33 protein-coding genes are annotated in these 16,697 nt (G+C 70.5%); 5 read left to right on the top strand and 28 right to left on the bottom strand.

All coding sequences use genetic code 11. The features are described from left to right. Positions 1–5: 5 nt before the first annotated feature. A complete protein-coding gene (locus ACBJ59_RS61255) occupies positions 6–374 on the top strand; it encodes a DUF6221 family protein (RefSeq protein WP_375119125.1) in 369 nt (122 codons plus the stop codon). Between the two features lie 104 nt (positions 375–478). On the opposite strand, the gene ACBJ59_RS61250 is transcribed toward ACBJ59_RS61255, so the two are convergent. The 5 genes from ACBJ59_RS61250 to ACBJ59_RS61230 are packed head-to-tail and all read right to left on the bottom strand — an operon-like array spanning position 479 to position 2,415. Then, positions 479–1,090 carry a 3'-5' exoribonuclease domain-containing protein gene (locus tag ACBJ59_RS61250; RefSeq protein ID WP_375119124.1) on the bottom strand — a complete coding sequence of 204 codons (612 nt, stop codon included), beginning with the start codon at positions 1,088–1,090 and terminating at the stop codon, positions 479–481. After that, positions 1,087–1,437, bottom strand: coding sequence for a RyR domain-containing protein (locus tag ACBJ59_RS61245; RefSeq protein WP_375119123.1), 351 nt, complete (start codon positions 1,435–1,437; stop codon positions 1,087–1,089). The genes ACBJ59_RS61250 and ACBJ59_RS61245 overlap by 4 nt, the downstream gene beginning before the upstream one ends. Beyond that, positions 1,434–1,652, bottom strand: coding sequence for a hypothetical protein (locus tag ACBJ59_RS61240; protein ID WP_375119122.1), 219 nt, complete (start codon positions 1,650–1,652; stop codon positions 1,434–1,436). The genes ACBJ59_RS61245 and ACBJ59_RS61240 overlap by 4 nt, the downstream gene beginning before the upstream one ends. Next, positions 1,649–2,026, bottom strand: a complete 378-nt coding sequence (locus ACBJ59_RS61235) for a hypothetical protein (protein WP_375119121.1) — start codon at positions 2,024–2,026, stop codon at positions 1,649–1,651. Before ACBJ59_RS61235 ends, ACBJ59_RS61240 begins: the two co-directional genes overlap by 4 nt. Further along, complete coding sequence (locus ACBJ59_RS61230; RefSeq protein WP_375119120.1) at positions 2,023–2,415, bottom strand: hypothetical protein; 393 nt, start codon at positions 2,413–2,415, stop codon at positions 2,023–2,025. The genes ACBJ59_RS61235 and ACBJ59_RS61230 overlap by 4 nt, the downstream gene beginning before the upstream one ends. 444 nt (positions 2,416–2,859) lie before the next feature. On the opposite strand from ACBJ59_RS61230, the gene ACBJ59_RS61225 reads away from it, so the two are divergent. Then, positions 2,860–3,105: a hypothetical protein gene (locus ACBJ59_RS61225; RefSeq protein WP_375119119.1), complete on the top strand. Its 246-nt coding sequence runs from the start codon at positions 2,860–2,862 to the stop codon at positions 3,103–3,105. Here ACBJ59_RS61225 and ACBJ59_RS61220 read toward each other — a convergent pair whose 3' ends face one another. From ACBJ59_RS61220 to ACBJ59_RS61110, 23 genes are all read right to left on the bottom strand, one after another. Next, positions 3,106–3,345, bottom strand: coding sequence for a hypothetical protein (locus ACBJ59_RS61220; RefSeq protein WP_375119118.1), 240 nt, complete (start codon positions 3,343–3,345; stop codon positions 3,106–3,108). Further along, a complete protein-coding gene (locus ACBJ59_RS61215) occupies positions 3,342–3,971 on the bottom strand; it encodes a hypothetical protein (RefSeq protein ID WP_375119117.1) in 630 nt (209 codons plus the stop codon). Before ACBJ59_RS61215 ends, ACBJ59_RS61220 begins: the two co-directional genes overlap by 4 nt. Then, positions 3,968–4,192, bottom strand: coding sequence for a hypothetical protein (locus ACBJ59_RS61210; protein ID WP_375119116.1), 225 nt, complete (start codon positions 4,190–4,192; stop codon positions 3,968–3,970). Before ACBJ59_RS61210 ends, ACBJ59_RS61215 begins: the two co-directional genes overlap by 4 nt. Continuing rightward, positions 4,189–4,443: a hypothetical protein gene (locus tag ACBJ59_RS61205; RefSeq protein ID WP_375119115.1), complete on the bottom strand. Its 255-nt coding sequence runs from the start codon at positions 4,441–4,443 to the stop codon at positions 4,189–4,191. Before ACBJ59_RS61205 ends, ACBJ59_RS61210 begins: the two co-directional genes overlap by 4 nt. Further along, on the bottom strand, positions 4,440–5,156 hold the full coding sequence (locus ACBJ59_RS61200; protein WP_375119114.1) for a hypothetical protein: 717 nt from the start codon (positions 5,154–5,156) through the stop codon (positions 4,440–4,442). Before ACBJ59_RS61200 ends, ACBJ59_RS61205 begins: the two co-directional genes overlap by 4 nt. Continuing rightward, a complete protein-coding gene (locus tag ACBJ59_RS61195; protein WP_375119113.1) occupies positions 5,153–5,734 on the bottom strand; it encodes a hypothetical protein in 582 nt (193 codons plus the stop codon). The genes ACBJ59_RS61200 and ACBJ59_RS61195 overlap by 4 nt, the downstream gene beginning before the upstream one ends. Next, positions 5,734–5,961, bottom strand: coding sequence for a hypothetical protein (locus ACBJ59_RS61190; protein WP_375119112.1), 228 nt, complete (start codon positions 5,959–5,961; stop codon positions 5,734–5,736). Before ACBJ59_RS61190 ends, ACBJ59_RS61195 begins: the two co-directional genes overlap by 1 nt. Next, positions 5,954–6,661 (bottom strand): hypothetical protein, encoded by a 708-nt coding sequence (locus ACBJ59_RS61185; protein ID WP_375119111.1) that lies wholly within the window; start codon positions 6,659–6,661, stop codon positions 5,954–5,956. Before ACBJ59_RS61185 ends, ACBJ59_RS61190 begins: the two co-directional genes overlap by 8 nt. Next, positions 6,658–6,999: a hypothetical protein gene (locus ACBJ59_RS61180; protein ID WP_375119110.1), complete on the bottom strand. Its 342-nt coding sequence runs from the start codon at positions 6,997–6,999 to the stop codon at positions 6,658–6,660. The genes ACBJ59_RS61185 and ACBJ59_RS61180 overlap by 4 nt, the downstream gene beginning before the upstream one ends. A 30-nt stretch (positions 7,000–7,029) precedes the next feature. Next, positions 7,030–7,380 carry a hypothetical protein gene (locus ACBJ59_RS61175; protein ID WP_375119109.1) on the bottom strand — a complete coding sequence of 117 codons (351 nt, stop codon included), beginning with the start codon at positions 7,378–7,380 and terminating at the stop codon, positions 7,030–7,032. A 62-nt stretch (positions 7,381–7,442) separates the two neighbouring features. Continuing rightward, positions 7,443–8,306 (bottom strand): hypothetical protein, encoded by an 864-nt coding sequence (locus tag ACBJ59_RS61170; protein WP_375119108.1) that lies wholly within the window; start codon positions 8,304–8,306, stop codon positions 7,443–7,445. A gap of 37 nt (positions 8,307–8,343) precedes the next feature. Continuing rightward, positions 8,344–8,562, bottom strand: a complete 219-nt coding sequence (locus ACBJ59_RS61165; protein WP_375119107.1) for a hypothetical protein — start codon at positions 8,560–8,562, stop codon at positions 8,344–8,346. Then, positions 8,559–8,720: a hypothetical protein gene (locus ACBJ59_RS61160; RefSeq protein WP_375119106.1), complete on the bottom strand. Its 162-nt coding sequence runs from the start codon at positions 8,718–8,720 to the stop codon at positions 8,559–8,561. The genes ACBJ59_RS61165 and ACBJ59_RS61160 overlap by 4 nt, the downstream gene beginning before the upstream one ends. An 11-nt stretch (positions 8,721–8,731) precedes the next feature. Further along, a complete protein-coding gene (locus ACBJ59_RS61155) occupies positions 8,732–9,205 on the bottom strand; it encodes a hypothetical protein (RefSeq protein WP_375119105.1) in 474 nt (157 codons plus the stop codon). Between the two features lie 159 nt (positions 9,206–9,364). After that, on the bottom strand, positions 9,365–9,958 hold the full coding sequence (locus tag ACBJ59_RS61150; protein ID WP_375119104.1) for a hypothetical protein: 594 nt from the start codon (positions 9,956–9,958) through the stop codon (positions 9,365–9,367). Beyond that, positions 9,955–10,317 carry a hypothetical protein gene (locus tag ACBJ59_RS61145; RefSeq protein ID WP_375119103.1) on the bottom strand — a complete coding sequence of 121 codons (363 nt, stop codon included), beginning with the start codon at positions 10,315–10,317 and terminating at the stop codon, positions 9,955–9,957. Before ACBJ59_RS61145 ends, ACBJ59_RS61150 begins: the two co-directional genes overlap by 4 nt. Beyond that, positions 10,314–11,072, bottom strand: a complete 759-nt coding sequence (locus ACBJ59_RS61140) for a hypothetical protein (RefSeq protein ID WP_375119102.1) — start codon at positions 11,070–11,072, stop codon at positions 10,314–10,316. The genes ACBJ59_RS61145 and ACBJ59_RS61140 overlap by 4 nt, the downstream gene beginning before the upstream one ends. Next, positions 11,069–11,452, bottom strand: a complete 384-nt coding sequence (locus tag ACBJ59_RS61135; protein WP_375119101.1) for a hypothetical protein — start codon at positions 11,450–11,452, stop codon at positions 11,069–11,071. The genes ACBJ59_RS61140 and ACBJ59_RS61135 overlap by 4 nt, the downstream gene beginning before the upstream one ends. Next, the gene (locus ACBJ59_RS61130; protein ID WP_375119100.1) at positions 11,449–12,003 is read right to left on the bottom strand and encodes a hypothetical protein; all 555 of its coding nucleotides are present in this window, start codon (positions 12,001–12,003) and stop codon (positions 11,449–11,451) included. Before ACBJ59_RS61130 ends, ACBJ59_RS61135 begins: the two co-directional genes overlap by 4 nt. Then, on the bottom strand, positions 12,000–12,836 hold the full coding sequence (locus tag ACBJ59_RS61125; protein WP_375119099.1) for a hypothetical protein: 837 nt from the start codon (positions 12,834–12,836) through the stop codon (positions 12,000–12,002). The genes ACBJ59_RS61130 and ACBJ59_RS61125 overlap by 4 nt, the downstream gene beginning before the upstream one ends. Then, on the bottom strand, positions 12,833–13,030 hold the full coding sequence (locus tag ACBJ59_RS61120) for a hypothetical protein (protein WP_375119098.1): 198 nt from the start codon (positions 13,028–13,030) through the stop codon (positions 12,833–12,835). The genes ACBJ59_RS61125 and ACBJ59_RS61120 overlap by 4 nt, the downstream gene beginning before the upstream one ends. 96 nt (positions 13,031–13,126) lie before the next feature. Continuing rightward, positions 13,127–13,483, bottom strand: coding sequence for a hypothetical protein (locus ACBJ59_RS61115; RefSeq protein ID WP_375119097.1), 357 nt, complete (start codon positions 13,481–13,483; stop codon positions 13,127–13,129). A gap of 28 nt (positions 13,484–13,511) precedes the next feature. Continuing rightward, the gene (locus ACBJ59_RS61110; protein WP_375119096.1) at positions 13,512–13,964 is read right to left on the bottom strand and encodes a hypothetical protein; all 453 of its coding nucleotides are present in this window, start codon (positions 13,962–13,964) and stop codon (positions 13,512–13,514) included. Between the two features lie 269 nt (positions 13,965–14,233). Here ACBJ59_RS61110 and ACBJ59_RS61105 point away from each other — a divergent pair, with 269 nt between their 5' ends. The 3 genes from ACBJ59_RS61105 (at position 14,234) to ACBJ59_RS61095 (ending at position 16,555) form a co-directional block, all read left to right on the top strand. Further along, positions 14,234–14,602 (top strand): hypothetical protein, encoded by a 369-nt coding sequence (locus ACBJ59_RS61105; protein WP_375119095.1) that lies wholly within the window; start codon positions 14,234–14,236, stop codon positions 14,600–14,602. Positions 14,603–14,759: 157 nt separating this feature from the next. Next, positions 14,760–15,128: a hypothetical protein gene (locus ACBJ59_RS61100; protein WP_375119094.1), complete on the top strand. Its 369-nt coding sequence runs from the start codon at positions 14,760–14,762 to the stop codon at positions 15,126–15,128. A gap of 14 nt (positions 15,129–15,142) precedes the next feature. Further along, the gene (locus ACBJ59_RS61095; protein WP_375119093.1) at positions 15,143–16,555 is read left to right on the top strand and encodes a tyrosine-type recombinase/integrase; all 1,413 of its coding nucleotides are present in this window, start codon (positions 15,143–15,145) and stop codon (positions 16,553–16,555) included. Positions 16,556–16,697: the final 142 nt, after the last annotated feature.

The raw sequence follows: 16,697 nt of genomic DNA, 5'->3' as shown, positions 1-16,697 counted from the left end.
AGCGCATGGACGACCTGATCGCGTTCCTGAGGGCACGACTCAACGAGGACGAGCAGGAAGCTCTCGCGGCATCGCCTGGTCCATGGAAGGCCAACGCTGAGCAGCACGAGGTCCTGGCCGTCGACGACATCGAGGTCGCAACAGGCTTCGCGCTGAACGGCGAGCAGCTGCGTGCGACGGTCCGACACATCGTCCGGCACGATCCGGCCCGCGTGCTGCGCGAGGTTGAAGCCAAGCGCCGTATGTTGCAGGCCCACATCGGCTACTACGGCTTGGGCATGGACGAGTACTGGCCCATCCCAACCCTGACCCTGCTCGCTCTCCCCTACGCCAACCATCCGGACTACCGCGAGGAGTGGCGGCCGCCGGCGTAGCGAGCGCGGGCTGTTCGCGCTGGCCAGTGCGCTGCCCGGCCCGCGCAAAGTCGTTTAGCTGCGGCGCCAGCCGAAAGCCTCCCCCGCGGTCTCCGATTTGACCCTCAAGGGGTCCCTCCCCACCCCGGGTGGTTCTCGATGCTCATTCTGGGCTTAGCCAGCTGGTCCAGGCGCTCGGCCATGACCTTGTTGTGCCTAGCGTCGGCCAATGCATGATGTTCGCCCTTGGCCTGCTTGGGCATCTCAGGGTTGCCCAGACGCATGGCCTCCTGCTTGAGATCGGCGGTCCACATGGGTACGCCCTTGGGCAGGTCGATCATTCGACCCCACAGTTGGCACAGCACGACGTGGTCGTATGCCCCGTACCACGCCCACAGTTCAGGGTCGGGTACGCCGAGGATGAAGTCGCGTACCTCGTTGGCGATCACCCAGTGTGGCTTGACCTGGGTGTCGCGCATGTCGATGTTGATGTCGAACAGCGGCTTGGGGTAGCTGTTCGACGGATGGGCGAGGTAGGTGTCCAGCGATGTCCTGGACGTGAGCGGCAGCGATGGGACGACGTTGCGGACGAGCCACTCGTGCTGCTTGATCTTTTGCCACGGGGCGTCGCTGTTGACGGCGTAGTACTCGTGGCCGGTCTCGGTGACGATGCCGATCGAGATGAGTTCGATCGTCTTGCCGTCTTCGAGGAACTCGCAGTCGTAGAAGATCTTCAAGTGAGCGCTCCAACGATGGCGTGGAAGACCGTGTCCTTGACGCGCTGCGTGATGGGCAGCTGGTCGTAGGGCACCAGGCACGGGTGGGTCTTGGCGTCGGGGTCCTTGTCCGGCCCGTACGTCCAGCCTTCGGCCCGCTTGTGCTCGCACCACGCCTCGTGCAGTTGCTCGGGGGTGGCGCCGCGGCGGGCTTCCTCGACGCCAGCGATCGCGGAGACGCGCTGCCAGTGAGGCGCTTCGGCCCAGTGCGGGGAGGGCGCGGCGTCCTCGGTGACGAGCTGGACGGCACGGTTGGCCTCGTGACAGATGTGGGCGATCCAGTCGGCGGGCATGACGATGCGCTTCACGATTTGTCCAGGGCGGCGCGCACGAAGCAGTCCTTGGCCTCCAGGAGCTTACGGAGCCCGGTGGTGAGTTCTGGCCCGTCGGGGATGGCCTGGATCATCTGCTCGGCCAGGTCGTGGCACGGCTTGCTGACGGCCTGCAGGTTCGCGGGCAGGTGCCCGTACGCGAAGTACTGGGCCATGCGGTACGTCTCGGGGCGGCGGCCTACGAGGTTCACTTGCTGGCTCCTGTCTTGATGGGAGTGACGATGGTGCTGCCCTCTGGCCAGTGCCAGGTGCCGCCTCGATACGACCCCTCGGCCCATCCGCATCCGCAGTACCGGAAGGGGTTTCCGTGCGTCGACGTGCTGGGGCAGTCGGGAGAGCCGGGTGTCTCGGCGCCGTCGTCGTACTGCACGGTGCGGGCGAAGTACTGGCCGTCGGGGTTGAGCACGGCGAGGCTGACGTGGCCGAGGTGGTGGTCGTCTCCGTCCTGGTAGGTGTCGACGGCCGTGACGATGGCGGCCCGGCACTGGGAGGTGTACTCGCCGCCGGGCGTGCCGTGGCTGGTGTAGTGGACGATGCTGCCCACGGTGGGGGTGAGGTGGGTCATCGGGCGTTCCATCCTCCGGGTTGGCGGCGGGCTGTCTCGGTGTTGTGGCACGACTCGCAGAGGCCTCGGCCGTGGCGGGGGTCGTTGGGGTCGAGGCCGGCCTCGACGAGCTGGCGGCGGGAGAGCGGGTAGTGGTCGGCGTGCCGGGACGGCCGGGTCCGGCACAGCACGCAGGTGGGGTGCTTGCGGAGGACGCCAGGACGGAAGCGGTCGCGGTGGGCCTGGTCGTAGCCGCGTTCGGCGGCGGTGCCGCGCTCTGCCTGGGCCTGGGCTCGGCAGTCGGTGCAGCGGCCGCTGGTGGTGAGCTCGCTGCAGCCTGGTGTGGTGCAGGGTGTGCGCTGGCGGTAGGGCATGGCCACCTCCCGCGGGGAGAGGGCGACGGTCAGCACCCGCCGATTGCCGCCGCCGCCCTTGGATCCCCCAACACCCGCGGCACTCACTCCACGGGGCTCTGACATGCGAAAACCCGGCGCTCTGGCCGGGCTTGGGCACACGTCTCCTAGCGCGGAATTAAGTCAGATAAATCGGCTCGCGTCAAGATCGCCGGGTGGGCGGCCGCAGCGTGGCAGGGAGCTGGCCCCGGTTTCCCGGGGCCCTGGCTCTCAGGCTTCGCAGTCGGGGCAGGCGCAGTTGGGGCACTTGGGGGTGTCGTGGAGGTCGCAGAGGTCGGTGATGAAGTCGCCGCAGTCGGGGCACTGGGTGAGGTCGGTGGTGGTGGTCATTTTCGGCTCCCTCGTTGTTGTGTAGCTACAGATTAACAGAGGGGTTGTAGCTACACAATACCTGTGGCACACTTTTTCTGTAGCTACACAACACCGGAGGAGAAACCCCAGATGAGCGAGCCAAGCGACACCACAAAGCCCCGGCAGTTCCGTGTCGCCGAAGGCCACTGGAAGGCCTACAAGCGCGTGTGCGACGGGCTCGGCGTTACCCGGGCTGAGGACCTGAACGCCCACATCAAGGCGGTCATCGCTGAGCACGGCGACGCCGAGGCCCGCCGCCTGGCCGCCGAGGCGGACGCCGAACTGGCCGAGCGGCGGGCGCGCATGCACCCGGGCCGGCCGCGCCAGGCCGGGTGATCAGCTGGCGAGCGGCGGACAGATGACGCCGAGCAGCAGGCCGGCCCGGACGGCGGTGACGGCGGCATGGGCGCGCATCAGGTCCGCCCGGGCGTACTCGGGGACGGGGCGGCCGCGGCCGGCGGCTCGCTGCCCGACGGGGTCGAAGGCGAAGGCCTCGACCAGGTGCCGGACGCGCGCCTCGTCCATGGGCGGGTCGAGCTGCTCGGCCGCCTCGCGCACGGTCCAGCCGGCGCTCATGCCAGGTCCCGGTGCCGCGTGATGCGGCCGTCGTTCCACGTGATCATGCCATCCCCGTTGATGTCGGATCGTTGCATGGTGCCGCGCGGCACGTTGCCGTCGTGGTCCTTGCACTCCTCCCCATTGATGCACCATATGGCGCCGTCATGCGGCGCGACACGCAGGCTGAAAGTCCCGCAATACGGGCACGGCGGGCGGCGCTTGCCCGGGCGGACGGGCAGCAGTTGGGGGCGCTGGTCTTCGCCGATGACCTGGCGGGCCGTGCGGATCCATCGCCCGATGATGCGGGCCGCCCGGCGGGCATCGTCGTCGGGTACGCCGTAGGCCAGGCGGCAGATGGACTCCAGCGCGGCGACGGTGTTGGCGTCGCTGCCGCCACGGCGGTCGCCGAGCCTGCCGGCGACGTCCCGGCGCAGGGACGCCTCCAGCTTGCGCGCCTCCTCGCTGATCGAGTACAGCAGCGGGCCCGCTTCCGGGTTCCACGGCGCCGACGATGCGGCGCTGTGGTGTCCCATGGTGCCCGTCATGGGCGAGCCGCCGGTGACGGGCACGAGCGCCCACAGCATGGCCAGCAGCGGCACCAGCTCATGCACGAGCACGCCGACCTCGTCGGCCGCCGCGCTCACCAGCCGCTCCTGTCGGTGCGGCGCGGGTCGGCCAGGCGCACGCGCTGGCGGGCGATCGTCTGCAGCGCGGTCGAGCAGCGGCCGGCCAGGCAGGCGGCGGTCAGCATCCACGCGCCGAGCCAGAAGTCGCCGAACGTCATCTGCCAGAACGCGAGGATGCCGGCGGCCGCGGCCATGACGGCGTAACCGCAGCCGACGAGCTGGGACCGGGGGTTGGTCAAGCAGGCTCCCGAATTTCGAGTTGGCCGGGGATGTGGCCCGGGGCGCGGACCACGACGTGTACCGGGATGGTCAGCCGGCGAGCTTCCCGGCGCCGTTTGGCGTAGCAGCCGCCGCCGAGCAGCTTGCCGAACCGCCGGCGTAGCGCCTTGGCGGACCAGATGCGGCGCCGGCAGTCCTCGCAGCGCGGCACCCACCGGCGCCGCAGCCGTGGCGGCGCCGGTGGATCCCACACCGCGAGCTGCACGCTCATCCGGGAGGAGCCGATTCGGGAACGGCGAGAGCCGCATCAACGTGTGCCATCGCTTCGCGCCAGTACGCCTCTTCCCAGCTGCAAGCCACGACGCTCTGGCACTCGGTCACGTTGTCGTCGTATGCGGCAGGGCACTCCGGGAGACGGGTCAGGGCGCGAACTCTCCGGATTGTCGCCTTGTCCTGCTCGTTCTCCTGCCGGTAGCGGTCGATTTGGCGCTCAAGCGACGTGAGCTGGCGGCGCAGCTCGGCGGTGAGGTCCTCGGCTCGCTGCTGGGCGTCCCGCGCGGCCTGGACCTCGAGGCCGGCGGCGACGCCGGTCTCGGCGATGTGCGGGGCGGCGACCTCGGCAGCGCGCCGCTCCACGAACCCGTCGAGGTCAGCCAGCATGTTTCCTAGCCGGTTGAGCAGGTTCTCCTGCCGGATCCTGTGCGCGGTGTCCTCAAGGTCCTTGAACAGGTCGCCTGCGTCGACGCCAACGGCGCGGTTGATGATGTGCCTGAAGTCCTGGCCAGATGCGGGCTCGGCGTCGTCGGCGGGGGTAACCTTGCACCGGTCCTGCGGGAGGACCCAGCGCTGGCCGTCGTCGAGGTCGACGATCAGGTGGGGGGATTCGGCGTACGCGGCCAGCCTGCCGGTCACGGGGTCGGCGTAGCCCGGCCTGGTGATGGTGACGCGATGGCCGACGAGCGCGAACAGGTCAGGGCGGTTCACAGGTCCTCCCCGGGGCGGGACCGCAGGTCACGCAGGTAGTCGAACAGCGCCTCGATGCGAGGCTCGGGGAGCTCGCCGACGACGCGCAGCGCCTGGGTGACGGCACGGTCGGACTCGGCCGCCTCGGCCGCGGCCAGCCAGTCCAGGCCCATCTGCCGGGCCTCGCCGGTGGGCAGCAGGCCCTGCAGGGGTCCGCGGCGCAGCAGCACCAGCGGTGTGCGGGTCGCTGAGGAACCGAGCGGCGTCAGCATGACGGTGGCCTGGTTGCCGAGCTCGGTCCGGCCGCTGCGGCCGAGAAGGTCGCCGGACATGGCACTGACCGTGGCCACGGGCAGGCGGGTCTTGACGACCAGGAGCATCATCAGCTCGGCCCAGGCGGCGGCGGTGACCAGGTCCACCGCCGTGGCGCGGACGCGGTCGACGCCGGCGGCCCAGTCGTGGCCCTGCCAGGACAACAGGCAGCTGGCCGGTACCCTAGGGTCGCGGCCGGACACGATGGTGATGACCGCGTCTCCGCCGCTGGTGGGTGGCGGCGGTGCGGCCGGGTTGCGCTTACGGGGGTCTCCGCTACGGCCCATCACGAGGTCCTCTCCGGCTCAGGGGCTTGCCGGGCGACGACGGCCTCGTCTGGTACGTAGTCGCCCCGGCGCATTGCGGTCGTGGTGGTGTGGGAGCGGCAGACGCGTTCCCACGTGCCCAGGCCGGAGAACCACTGCCAGCCACTGGCCGGGGTGGCGCCGCCGTGCGCGCACGTCGTCGGCTCGCCGGGCGGCGGCGGGGGGAGCGTGCGCGTCGGCTTAGGCACCGTTGACCGCCAGGTCGAGCTCGGCGAGCAGCTGCCCGATCAGGTCGGCCCGGAGCGAGGCGATCCCCGCGTCCCGCCCGCCGGCGGTCTCACGGATGCAGAGCGCCTCCTGCCGCCGGTTGACCCAGGTCCGGCGGAGCTCGGCGAGGCGGTCGGCGAGCTCGGCGCGGACGGCCGTGAGCTCCTCCGGTCTGGTCGGCCGGCGGGCGGCTTCGTGCTCGGCCGCCAGGCGCAGGATTGTGCCGAGGGTGACGGTGCCGGCGGCTTGGTCGGCGCGCAGCAGGTTCGCCACGCACTGGCCCTCGATGGTGTCCGGGCAGGTGGCGGCGTCGGCCGCAAGGTACGGGCAGTTGAGGATCATGAAGGGGTGTACGTCGTCATCGGCGACGACGACGTAGTCACCGAGAGCGGCGATCTGCGCGCGCAGTCGCGCGGCGCTGGCCCGGGACTGGACCGTGTGGCGCGCGTCGTGGTTGATGGCGATCCTGGCGAGCGCGCCGAGGTTGACGTTGTGGCGGCTGCGGCGGCTGAGCAGGTTGCTGACGCACGGGCCCGGCATGACGGCGTGGTCGCCGTAGGGGCATTCCAGCAGCAGGTACGGGCCGTCGTGGGGGTTGAGCTGGGTGGCGGTGATGCGGTAGGCGGTCGGGCCCGCGTCGACGGCGGGCCGCTCGGTCATCGTGGTCATCTCGGTGGTCATCTCGGTGTCCATCGGGGGTAGCGCTGGGCGGGTGCCCGGCGGCGGGTACGGGGCCGGCCGCCCGGCAGGCCGGGGAGGGTCTGCTGGACGGCGCGGCGGGTGCACGTGGCCACGTGGGGCATGAACGTGCTTTCGAGGTGCTCAGGGGGTCGCGCGTCTCGGCCGGACAGGGAGCGGGAGCGCCAGCGGCCGGTGCCGTCCTTGAACACGGCCTGGTTGCCGTCGGGGTGCGGCTGCGCGTCGACGGGCATGCGGCGGCCGTGCTCGGTCATGGTGATGAGCACCAGCTCGCCGCAGCCGTTCGGGCAGGGCTCCAGCTCGGTCGGGGTCGGGATCACGACGGCCTCCTGCGTCAGCCCGGATTCGGGTTAATCAACATGTGTTGAATTACCTCCATGATCGCTCGTATGCGGTGCGGGCGGTACGGCATTTGTGCTGGTCGGCCGGAGTCCGGGCTCGGCGGCGAAGGCCTCGCTGAGGGCATCGCTCACCCGGGCGGCCACGCCGGCGGCCAGCCGCCCGTTGCGCATCGCGGCGCGCAGCAGGGCACTGGCGTCGTCCCAGGTCAGTGCCACGCGGCGGACGAGGCTCATCACGCGCTGCAGGTCGGCCGACAGCTCCAGCGCGTGATCGACGTCGCCGAGCTCGACGACGCGGCCGGGCTTCATCGCGTCGGCGAGCTCGTGCGCGAGCTCGCCGGGGACGGGCCGGTCCGCCATGCGCTGCCGGCGACAGTCCATGCACATGTGCGGGTCAGCGCAGCCGTGCGGGCAGGGCGGCGTCATGCCGACCGCCGGGCGGCCATGAGCGCATGCGCCCGGATCACCAGCAGCGTGCGTGGGGTGTGCTCGCCGAGCTCGCGCCGGGCGGCGTTGATCCAGACCTGGCCGAGATCGGGGAGCGTGAACAGCGCGGCCGCCGCCGCGGCGTACTGCTCGGCCGGGTCGATCTGGCGGAGCGCAGCGAACGGCAGAACTCTCGGCGGCGGATGATCACTTTCGGCCGAAGGCTCACGGCGGCCCGCGTCCGGGACTTCCTCCTCAGGTCGTGAGATGGGGACAACCGGAGTAGAGGGATTGTTCTTAGAGGGAAGGTCTTTAGAGGGATGGGGTGCCGCCGTGGCGGGGGCTTCCGCCGTGTAGCTGCCGCCACGGAGGGGGCTTCGCTCGTGATGGTCCCTCGGCGAAGGGACCATGAGGGCGGGCACAGGGACCTCGGCGGGCGAGTTATCCACAGGCTTGGCGGGCGTGGCCGAGGCCTCGAAGGTCCCTTCGTGAAGGGGGCTATCCGGCTCGGGCAGGGTGACGCACGCGGGCAGCTCGGGCAGCTGGAAGTCCATCGCGTGGCTGTTGTGGGCGAACGTCGGCCGGCCGCGCTTGTCCGTGCCGATGGCGATGCGCACCTCCAGGCCGCGGCGGGCCAGGCGGGTGAGGATCGCGCCGAGCGCCTTGACGGTCACACCGACGTAGTCGGCGATGCGCTGGTAGAGGCTCTTGGTGTCGCCGCGGTGCCGCCACATCCGGCGGGTGTCCTTGTTCGCCCGCTCGGCGACCGCGTTGAGCGCCAGGCGCTCGTTGGCGGTCAGGCCGGCGGCCGCGGGTGTTTGGAACCACTCGGCGAGCTCGCCGAGCAGGTAGCCGCTCATGGGGTGTTCACTCCTCCCCGGTGTGGGGTCGTGCCTTTCAGTGGTCGGGGGCGGGTGCGGGTGAGGGATGTCGGCGCAGCCACTCCTCAAGGGCGCGGCGGGTGGGCAGGCTGGCCACGTCCATGGACAGCCGAGCCAGGGCACTGGCGCCGATGCTCGCCTGCAGGCCGACCTGCCACCAGGTCAGGCCGAGCGCGCGGCGGCGCACATCGACGCGGGCTCGCAGGACGGGTACCGGGGTGGGCGGCGCGGTCACGGGGCCAGCCCCAGCAGCGGCACCAGCACGGCCATCGCCACCAGGGCGACGCCGGGCGCGCCGACGATGATCGCGCGGAAGTTGTAGCCGTCGAGCATGGCGCGCTCGCCGGCGGCGCACAGCGCGCCGCCGGCGACGAACAGCAGGAGCGGCTGCATGGCAGCGCCCATCAGTCGCCGACCGGCCGGCTGCCAGACGTCTTGACCGTCTCGTGTAGGTGCCGCAGCTGGGTGAGGCCGTCGGGGCCGGTCGCGATCGCCACCGCCCACACGTAGGCGGCGTAGCCACGGCCGATCCGGCGGCGCTGCTCGTCGGTGCCATTGTGGATCAGCGTGATCAGGTCGAAGACCCACTGGTCCGGCTCATCGGAGGAGTCGGTGTGCTCGCGGTCGAGGACGTAGCGGACGTGGCCGGCGACCTCGGCCGTGAGCATGCTCAGGGTGGCCGGGGTGTCCTCCAGGCGGTGGACGAGGTCGTGCGCGGCGGCCGCGGGCAGGAAGACGTACCCGTACACCTCCTCGCCCGCCTCGAAGACCACGGTCTCCTGCAGCGGCCGGTAGGTGGTCGGGTGCGGGGCCAGGCGGGCCTGGACCGGCGCCGGCGGGGCATAGGCCGCCGGGGCGATGGCATATGTGTGTTCCATGATCACTATTTCGGTCTGGGCGGCTGCCGTGTCGGCTGCCGCCGCGTTGGTTGTTCTCGTAGGGATGGCGCACGCCAGGGGCGGGCGCGGCAGAGTCGACGGCTGCCGCGGCCGGGTACGGGCCCCGCCGGCCGGGGAAGTGCCGGCGGGGCCGATGGGTCACGTCCAGGTGTTGGGGTAGGAGAGGTGAGGCTCCCGATGTGCGGCGGTCCAGCGGCGGCGCAGCTGGTGCCACCAGACACGGAGGGGTACCCGGAGCCGGCCGGGCCGGGCGGTGCGAGGCTGGCGGCGGACGGCCATCAGGGCGCCGCCGCCCGGGGAGGGTCCGGCACCACCTGGCCCTGCTCCCCGGCCACCGCGGCCCGCATCAGCGGGGCGGGTAGGGGCGGGTGGGGTCTGGGGGGTCTGGGGGGCGGCGTGCCGGGGGATGGCGGCGCGGCCGGGCACCGGCGCAGCGGCCGGCGCGGTGGGCATCACCGCGGTCGCCGGGCCAGCCATCGGCGGGATGTAGGGGCGGGCGGGCTGCCCGTGCGCAGGGATGGGCCGTTGCCCGCGAGCGCGGCGGTCGTAGGCGGCGTCGATACGCTGCACCAGGTCTCGCACGGCGGTGCCGATAGCCACCAGATCCTTGCGATCCAGCTCCAGCGTGCCGCCGCGGCACTCGATCAGGCCGACGACCGCGTCCCCGCGCTCGATGACTCGCCCGGCCACGGGATCGAGCAACGTGGACTGGGTGGCCTCGTACAACTTCATCGGACGTCCTTTCGCGGAGCATCGGGGAGGATGGCGATCAGGAGGATGCGGACGCCGTCGCGGCGGGTCCGGGCCGCGTGCAGCACGCCGGGCTCACGGTCGAGCAGCGTCAGGCCGAGGCTGGTCTGCCACTCGGCGAACACGCGTTCGATCAGGTAGGGGTCCGGCTCGATCAGGCAGGGGTCCGGCTCGATCAGGCCGACCAGGGTGTCGCCCCGGCGGCCGGCCACCCAGATGATCGGGGTCAGGTCCTCGCGGGTGGCCAGGATGGCGTCGAGGGCGTCGTTGACGCGGAGCCGCCAGTGCACGTCGTTCGCCGGCTGGGCTCGGGCTCGCGAGCAGATGCGCGGCGGGGTCATGGCTCGTCCCCGGGCGGGATGAGCCGCACGACGTGATCGCCGCGGGACGGGTCGGTGTAGGACAGGTCGCCGCCGGCCGCCGGGCGGCCGCCGAGCTGCCAGCGCACGCCGTTGACGATCCGCACGTCCACCAGGCGGACGGGCTGGCCGTCCTGCCAGGTCGCGTGCCGGATGACCATGCCGGGCTTGAGCGCGCGGACGTGGCGGGAGCCCCGCGCGAACGCCTCGACGTCGGACCGGGTGAACCACCACGGGCCGCCGTCGGTGTAGCGGCGGGCGGGCAGCATGCCTGTCTCCGCCCAGCGGCGGATGACCCGCTGGCCGAGCCCCCAGAACTGCATCAGCCAGCCGAGCTGGATCTCCGACGGCCAGTGCGGCGGCGGCGCCTGCAGGGCGGCCGGGTCCTCGCCGGGCGGCGGCGGCGCCTGGCCGTAGCGCAGCCAGGCGCGCGCCGTGGCGAAGTCCAGCACCGGCCCGGCCGGGGCGACCCGCACGGCGCGGCCCGCGGTCGGGGCGAGCAGATCGCCCGGGCCCACGCCGAACACGTGCGCCAGCGAGACGAGCTCGGCCACGCTGACGTGCTGCCGGACCCCGGACTCGACCCGGTGGGCCACCTTCTTGTCCCACGGCATGCCCACGGCGGCCATCTCCTCGGCCAGCCGGTGGAGAGTCCACCGGCGGCCATGGCGTCGCTGCCTGATCTGCTCGGACAGGCAGTCCGTCGGGGACAGCGCGGCCAGCTGGTCCCCGGTCACCGGCCCCCACCGTCCCGGGCCGGCAGCAGCACCATGCTGGCCTTGCGGTCGTAGGGGGCGGCCTTGTAGAAGATGGCCGCGCGGTCCTGGCCGTGCTCGTCGACCAGGTACGAGCCGCGCGGGTCGCTCTCCTCGAGGCGGCGGGTCCAGCCCGGCGGCAGGGTCGCGTGCCGGAACAGCGGGTCGCCGTCGACGACGTCGCCGAGCTCGAACCCGAGCGCGGCCAGGTCCTCGTCCGTGCCGCCGTGCACCTTGGTCGGGATCACCTTCGAGTGCAGCAGCTGGCGGCCGCCGGCCTCCTCCAGCTCCTCGACACCGGCCGCCAGGAGCAGCAGCGCGTCGGCCGGGTCGCCGAAGTTCCACCGGGTCGGGCTGCTCACGAGTCCTCCCTGTCCAGGTGCTGGATGAGCGGGGTGACGACGTCGTTCATCGCCTCGGCCAGCTGGTGCACGGCGCGCTTGGCGGCGGTCTCGGCCGAGTCGATGCGGCTGCAGATGGGCAGCCCGATCGTGGCCAGCGGGAACAGGGCCGTCGTGGTGGTCAGCAGGTACCGGGCCGAGATCAGATCGGAGCCTTCAGGCACGTAGTAGTGGCCGTGCTGCCTCAGCCAGGACCGCCACGGCGGGGAGCCGTACTCCATCCGGCGCGGCGTGATGCCCACCAGCTCGACGGTGGCGTACAGGCCGCCGTCTTCGTAGTTGCGCGCCAGGTGGGCAGAGCGCACGCGCGCGTGCTGGCGAACGTAGCCCGGTGCCATGATCGGGCCGGTCGCCACCCGCCAAGCCAGCGCCGCGAACGACACCCGGTCGTGGTCGTCGATCGCCTCGGCGAACTCCGCCCGGCGCCTCCGAACGTAGGAGCCGTATCGGGACACGCCGTCACTGGCCTGATCCCGGTCGTAGATCTCGTCGATCCGGAACGCCTCGGTCACGATGCGCTCCCGTCCAGCCGGTCGGCGGCCGCGCGCATCACCGCGCGGATGTGCTCGACGGTGTGGCCCTGCGCCCAGCGCGCCAGCAGGGCCGGGTCGGGGGCGGCCGCGCCGATGTGGCCGAGCAGCGCCCCGCGGGCTGCGGCGGCCAGCAGGCGCGCGTACTCCCGGCTGGCCTCGAGTCCGTCGGTCTGCTCAATCGCCCGGGCCGATCTGATGCTCGCCTCGTCGAGCGAACCCAGTAGGCCGTATTGGTGAAGCCCGATGTGCGGCAGAAGCCCGGCCACCAAGCGCAGCACCCCGGCGACCGCGGCCGGGGACGGATCACCGGCGGGCAGCGCGTCCGGCGCGGGCTCGTCGGTGGCCGCCAGCTCCTCCACTGGCGACGGCTCCGCCGGTGGGGTGACGGACTCCTTGTACGACTTGCCGGCGGCGCGGGCGGCCCGGGCCTGCTCGTCGGTGACGTAGCCGACGGGCGGGTGCTCGGCCAGCTCCGCCCGCAGCTCCTCGACCTCCTCGGCAACGTTGGCGTGCGCTTCCGGGTAGGTGAGGCGGGCCAGCATCCGCTTGGCGAGCCCGGCCCGCACGTCCACCAGGTCGGCGCGCACCTCGGCGTCACCCTCGCTGGCCGCGTAGGGGACGTCCAGCGCCTCGTAGACGGCGCGCAGCGCATCACGCAGTTGCTCGGACTCCACCCGGGCCCGGTCGAGCTCGGCGAACACCGCCAGGACCTCATCGCCCTCGGCGACGGTCGGCAGGCACTGCTCGTGCTCGGCGACGATCCGGCGGCGCAACGCCTCCAGGTCCTGGGCGGTCCACTGCTTTACGATCACCGCGCACCGCCCGTCGGCGGAACGATGGTCATGCAGCGGAACGCGCGGTCGCCGATCTCCAGCCACGTCGTCAGGGCGGCGCGCACGCGGGGTGTGGTCTGGCGGGTCCAGTTGAAGGACTGGGCGGCGGTGGCCAGCGTGCTGCCCTGTTCGGGGCTGGCGGAGCTGACCGGCGGGTCAGTAGTCTGGATCATTGAGAGCTCGTTTCAATTGCCGTGCCAAGGTCTCCCGGGTCCCACCTGGGAGACCGTCGGCGTTTTGTCAGTGGATTTCGGTACGCTGCCGGGCCGTCAGAACGGCTCGACCGGCAGCGCGCCGGGCAGGGGCGGGAGCGGCTGGCCGTCCAGGCCGAGCGCGGGCAGCGGGCCGTTGGCCCAGTCCGGCGGTTCGCCGGCGGCGCCGAGGCCATCGGAAAGCGCAGCCCAGATCGCCCAGGCCTCCTCGGTGCTGAGATCGAGCACCCGGGCGGTGTTCATGCCGAGCACCATGTCGATCGAGCGCGACACCCTGATCTTGATCTTGACCAGGTCGCCGGCGCCCCCGAGCTCGACGGCCACAGCGCTGTGACGCGGGGTCTTGAGGCGGTACGTGCGCGGCCGCTCATCGATGAGGCGCGGCCACGGGTTGTCCTGCTGCGGCAGGGGCATTGCGCTCTCCTGGGTCGGTCCGATGGCCTCACTCAACGGAGCTGTGCTCGAACTTCTCCTTGTGCCAGGCGTCCGCGGTGGACCTGCGGATCTTGAGCCGGTGACCCACCTTGAAGAAGGGTGGTCCTTCACCGACTGCGCGCAGGTGGCGCAGCGTCTTGGGCTTGATGTTGAACCGGGCCGCCACATCGTCGAATTCGAGGACCGGATCCTCATCGATGACTTCGAGCACACTTACCTCCGTTCTGTTGTCCGAAGAATCGGACACGTTTTCGCTGGTGAAGAGCACCTGGACGGGCGCCTGGAGTTCTGCGGCGATAGCTGAGGCGATGGTGGGGTTGCAGCGCCGTCTGCCTCGCGTGAGCAGTGACATGAACTGCTTGGATACACCCACTTCGTCAGCGATGCCGGCGCCAGTCGTGCCGGCTGCCGCCATGGCGGACAGGAGTGTCCTTCGGGCCATGAGCGTCGTGCGTGTCATGTGGATCCGTGCCTCGCATGCTGTGTTGTCCGAATAATCGAACACTAAGGGGGATTGCCGAGCGTTGTCTAGCCTTGCCGCCGAGATTGTTTCGCAGGTCGCCGACGCTTACCGCGCAGCTCTGGTTTACTCCCTTCAGTTGTTGACTCGATTGCCGAGCAGTACAAGTGAGTAGCCCGGTGTTCGATTTTTCGGCCACCGTCTCCGGCCCACAGAGGAGAGAGGACAGAATGCCGACGAGTGGTGGGGCTCCCGGCAACGCGGATCGATTGAGCTCCTTCGTCCGCGACTACCTGCACGAACACGAGGAGAGCGAGAGAGCTCTGGCAGTTCGCGCCGTCGATCCGGAAACAGGGTTCACGCTGCAGCACGGCTGGATTAACCAGCTCACGAAGGGGCGTGTCTCTCGGGCGCCCGAGCTGTGGCGCCTGCGAGCCCTGGCGGCGGCGATGAGTGTGCCGGTGACCATGCTTGCCGAACTGGCAGCGGCCCAGTGGCTTGGCATCCAAGTCGCCGAGATCAAGGCCGGAGAGGAGGACTGGATTGCGGTGACGATCCCGAAGGGCCTGACACCGGCGCAGCGGGAGCGATTCGTACGGATGGCCGAGGACATCGCTCGTCACATGCGGGACGACTGACAAAAAGTCCTTACTGAATCTAACTAAGCAACGGACTGTAGTGGATCACCTACGGTAGATAACAAAGTGATTTCCGTTCGCGAAATCGAACAACGCTTTAGAGACGCGCATGGACACAGTGGGCACTTAAGGCACAAGAACGCCCAGAGAGGCCCGGATGTCCCTGCAAGTTCTCGTACGTCTCGTTGACCCGGCGGAGCTTGCGCTCGGCCGGGTCAACACGCGGCGGCGCGGGAGGACCCTCGAACTGCTGCTGGATCAGACGCAAGTCGATCCCGAGGCTCTCCCCGTGCTGTTAGAGGCCAGAGACCGCGCCCTAGCTGAAGTCGTCCCCTTGATCGAACCCGGCCGCCCAACTCCAATTGTCCGCTATTTCATGGAACGCAACATTCCTGGCGGCCGCCTCCATCTGGACGTCGGCCCCGTCCTGACCGACGTCTACCTCGAATACGGCTTGATGCCGCAAGACATGGCCGATGAAGTCGCCGGCCACTCAACGAATCTGCTCCGCCACTTCCCCCTGTAGGCAGGAGGTCTGCGATGGCAAAGCCCACCAAGCGCTGCAACTGTCGCGACATCAATGGCAAGAAACTGGGCCAGAACTGCCCCCAGCTGACCAAGCGGAATCACGGCGCCTACTGGGTCCGCTACGAGGCACCGCCCGGGCCGGGCGGCAAGCGGCGTAGGCCGTGGGCCGGACCGTACAAGACCGAGACCGAGGCCAACAAGGACCTCCACCGACTGCAGGCCGAGGCCGATGCGGGACTTCCGATCCCTGACCGCAATCTCACGTTCGGCAATTGGCTCGACCTGTGGATCGCTGGCAAGAAGCGGCTCAAGCCGTCCACTCGCGACTCCTACGAGGAGGCCATCCGCCTGTACGGCAAGCCGGGCCTGGGACACGTGCCGCTGGACAAGGTGAACGAGGGCCACCTGAACGCGCTGTACGAGGCGATGGGGCAGATCAACAACCTGCCCGAGGGGGCCAAGCCGTCCGAGATGCTGCGCCGGCTGCTGGCGGCCCGGGCGGCGGCGCCATGGAAGTACGCCCGCGACGAGCACGGCAGGAAGCTCAAGCAGCTGCGCACAGACCAGGACGTCGCCAAGCCGGGCCTGAACCGGCGCAAGCCCCTGTCGGCCGCGCGCATCCAGCGCGTGCACCGGGTGCTGTCGTCAGCTCTGGGCACGGCCTTCAAGACGAAGAGGATCAAGCACAATCCGGCCGAGCACGTCGAGCTGCCGAGGGTCCGCAAAGTCCGCCCCTTGGTGTGGACGGACGAGCGGATCGCACGCTGGAGGGAGACCGGGCGGGTGCCGGGCCCGGTGATGGTGTGGCCGCCGGCGATCGCGGGCCGCTTCCTCGACGCGTGCGTGCGGCGTGAGGAGAGGCTCTATCCGCTGTATCACCTCGTGACGACTCGGGGCCTGCGCAGAGGTGAGGCGTGCGGAATCCGTTGGGAGGACAGCGACCTGACCGTCTCCCGAACCATCATGGTGCTGGAGACGGACGACGAAGACGACGACGGCCTCAAGAGCGAGTCATCGTGGCGCACGGTCGCGGTCGGCGGTGAGAACGCCACCCTGCTGTCTGCCTGGCGGATCCGGCAGAAGCGCGAGCGCCTGGCGGCCGGGGAGGGGTGGGTGGACACCGGGCTGATCTTCACCAACCCGGACGGCACGGCGTTGCGGGAGGAGTACGTCAGCGAGCGGTTCGTAGCGATCGTGGCGGCAGAGGGCCTACCGCCGATCCGGCTTCATGATCTTCGCCACTGCGCTGCCACGATCATGCTGGCGGCCGGCGTCGACATGAAGGACATCTCCGTGACGCTCGGCCACAGCCGGTACGGCTTCACCGCGGACGTCTACACCTCCGTCGTGCCGGAGATCGCTCAGGCCGCCGCGGATGCCACCATCGCGGCGATTCCGCGCTTGATCCCGAAGCATGATCATTAGCGCAATGGTCCGGCAATGGTCCGGCAGCGGGTAAACCAAGATCAGAGAGCCCTGCCCCGTGATCACGGGGCAGGGCTCCTACCTGCGGAGGATCGGGGATTTGAACCCCGGATGGGCGGTAAACCCAAACCGCATTAGCAGT

The sequence above is a fragment of the Nonomuraea sp. MTCD27 genome, assembly GCF_041950495.1.
In the GTDB taxonomy this organism is placed as follows: Bacteria; Actinomycetota; Actinomycetes; order Streptosporangiales; family Streptosporangiaceae; genus Nonomuraea.
This window is presented reverse-complemented; position numbering and strand designations above follow the sequence as displayed.

What these genes read in the sequence shown, in the direction of transcription:
- ACBJ59_RS61255 (WP_375119125.1), top strand. Translation starts at nt 6, where the DNA reads ATGGACGACCTGATCGCGTTCCTGAGGGCACGACTCAACGAGGACGAG.
- ACBJ59_RS61235 (WP_375119121.1), bottom strand. Translation starts at nt 2,026, where the DNA reads ATGACCCACCTCACCCCCACCGTGGGCAGCATCGTCCACTACACCAGC.
- ACBJ59_RS61225 (WP_375119119.1), top strand. Translation starts at nt 2,860, where the DNA reads ATGAGCGAGCCAAGCGACACCACAAAGCCCCGGCAGTTCCGTGTCGCC.
- ACBJ59_RS61220 (WP_375119118.1), bottom strand. Translation starts at nt 3,345, where the DNA reads ATGAGCGCCGGCTGGACCGTGCGCGAGGCGGCCGAGCAGCTCGACCCG.
- ACBJ59_RS61205 (WP_375119115.1), bottom strand. Translation starts at nt 4,443, where the DNA reads ATGAGCGTGCAGCTCGCGGTGTGGGATCCACCGGCGCCGCCACGGCTG.
- ACBJ59_RS61195 (WP_375119113.1), bottom strand. Translation starts at nt 5,734, where the DNA reads ATGGGCCGTAGCGGAGACCCCCGTAAGCGCAACCCGGCCGCACCGCCG.
- ACBJ59_RS61185 (WP_375119111.1), bottom strand. Translation starts at nt 6,661, where the DNA reads ATGACCACCGAGATGACCACGATGACCGAGCGGCCCGCCGTCGACGCG.
- ACBJ59_RS61175 (WP_375119109.1), bottom strand. Translation starts at nt 7,380, where the DNA reads ATGGCGGACCGGCCCGTCCCCGGCGAGCTCGCGCACGAGCTCGCCGAC.
- ACBJ59_RS61170 (WP_375119108.1), bottom strand. Translation starts at nt 8,306, where the DNA reads ATGAGCGGCTACCTGCTCGGCGAGCTCGCCGAGTGGTTCCAAACACCC.
- ACBJ59_RS61160 (WP_375119106.1), bottom strand. Translation starts at nt 8,720, where the DNA reads ATGCAGCCGCTCCTGCTGTTCGTCGCCGGCGGCGCGCTGTGCGCCGCC.
- ACBJ59_RS61155 (WP_375119105.1), bottom strand. Translation starts at nt 9,205, where the DNA reads ATGGAACACACATATGCCATCGCCCCGGCGGCCTATGCCCCGCCGGCG.
- ACBJ59_RS61150 (WP_375119104.1), bottom strand. Translation starts at nt 9,958, where the DNA reads ATGAAGTTGTACGAGGCCACCCAGTCCACGTTGCTCGATCCCGTGGCC.
- ACBJ59_RS61145 (WP_375119103.1), bottom strand. Translation starts at nt 10,317, where the DNA reads ATGACCCCGCCGCGCATCTGCTCGCGAGCCCGAGCCCAGCCGGCGAAC.
- ACBJ59_RS61120 (WP_375119098.1), bottom strand. Translation starts at nt 13,030, where the DNA reads ATGATCCAGACTACTGACCCGCCGGTCAGCTCCGCCAGCCCCGAACAG.
- ACBJ59_RS61115 (WP_375119097.1), bottom strand. Translation starts at nt 13,483, where the DNA reads ATGCCCCTGCCGCAGCAGGACAACCCGTGGCCGCGCCTCATCGATGAG.
- ACBJ59_RS61110 (WP_375119096.1), bottom strand. Translation starts at nt 13,964, where the DNA reads ATGACACGCACGACGCTCATGGCCCGAAGGACACTCCTGTCCGCCATG.
- ACBJ59_RS61100 (WP_375119094.1), top strand. Translation starts at nt 14,760, where the DNA reads ATGTCCCTGCAAGTTCTCGTACGTCTCGTTGACCCGGCGGAGCTTGCG.
- ACBJ59_RS61095 (WP_375119093.1), top strand. Translation starts at nt 15,143, where the DNA reads ATGGCAAAGCCCACCAAGCGCTGCAACTGTCGCGACATCAATGGCAAG.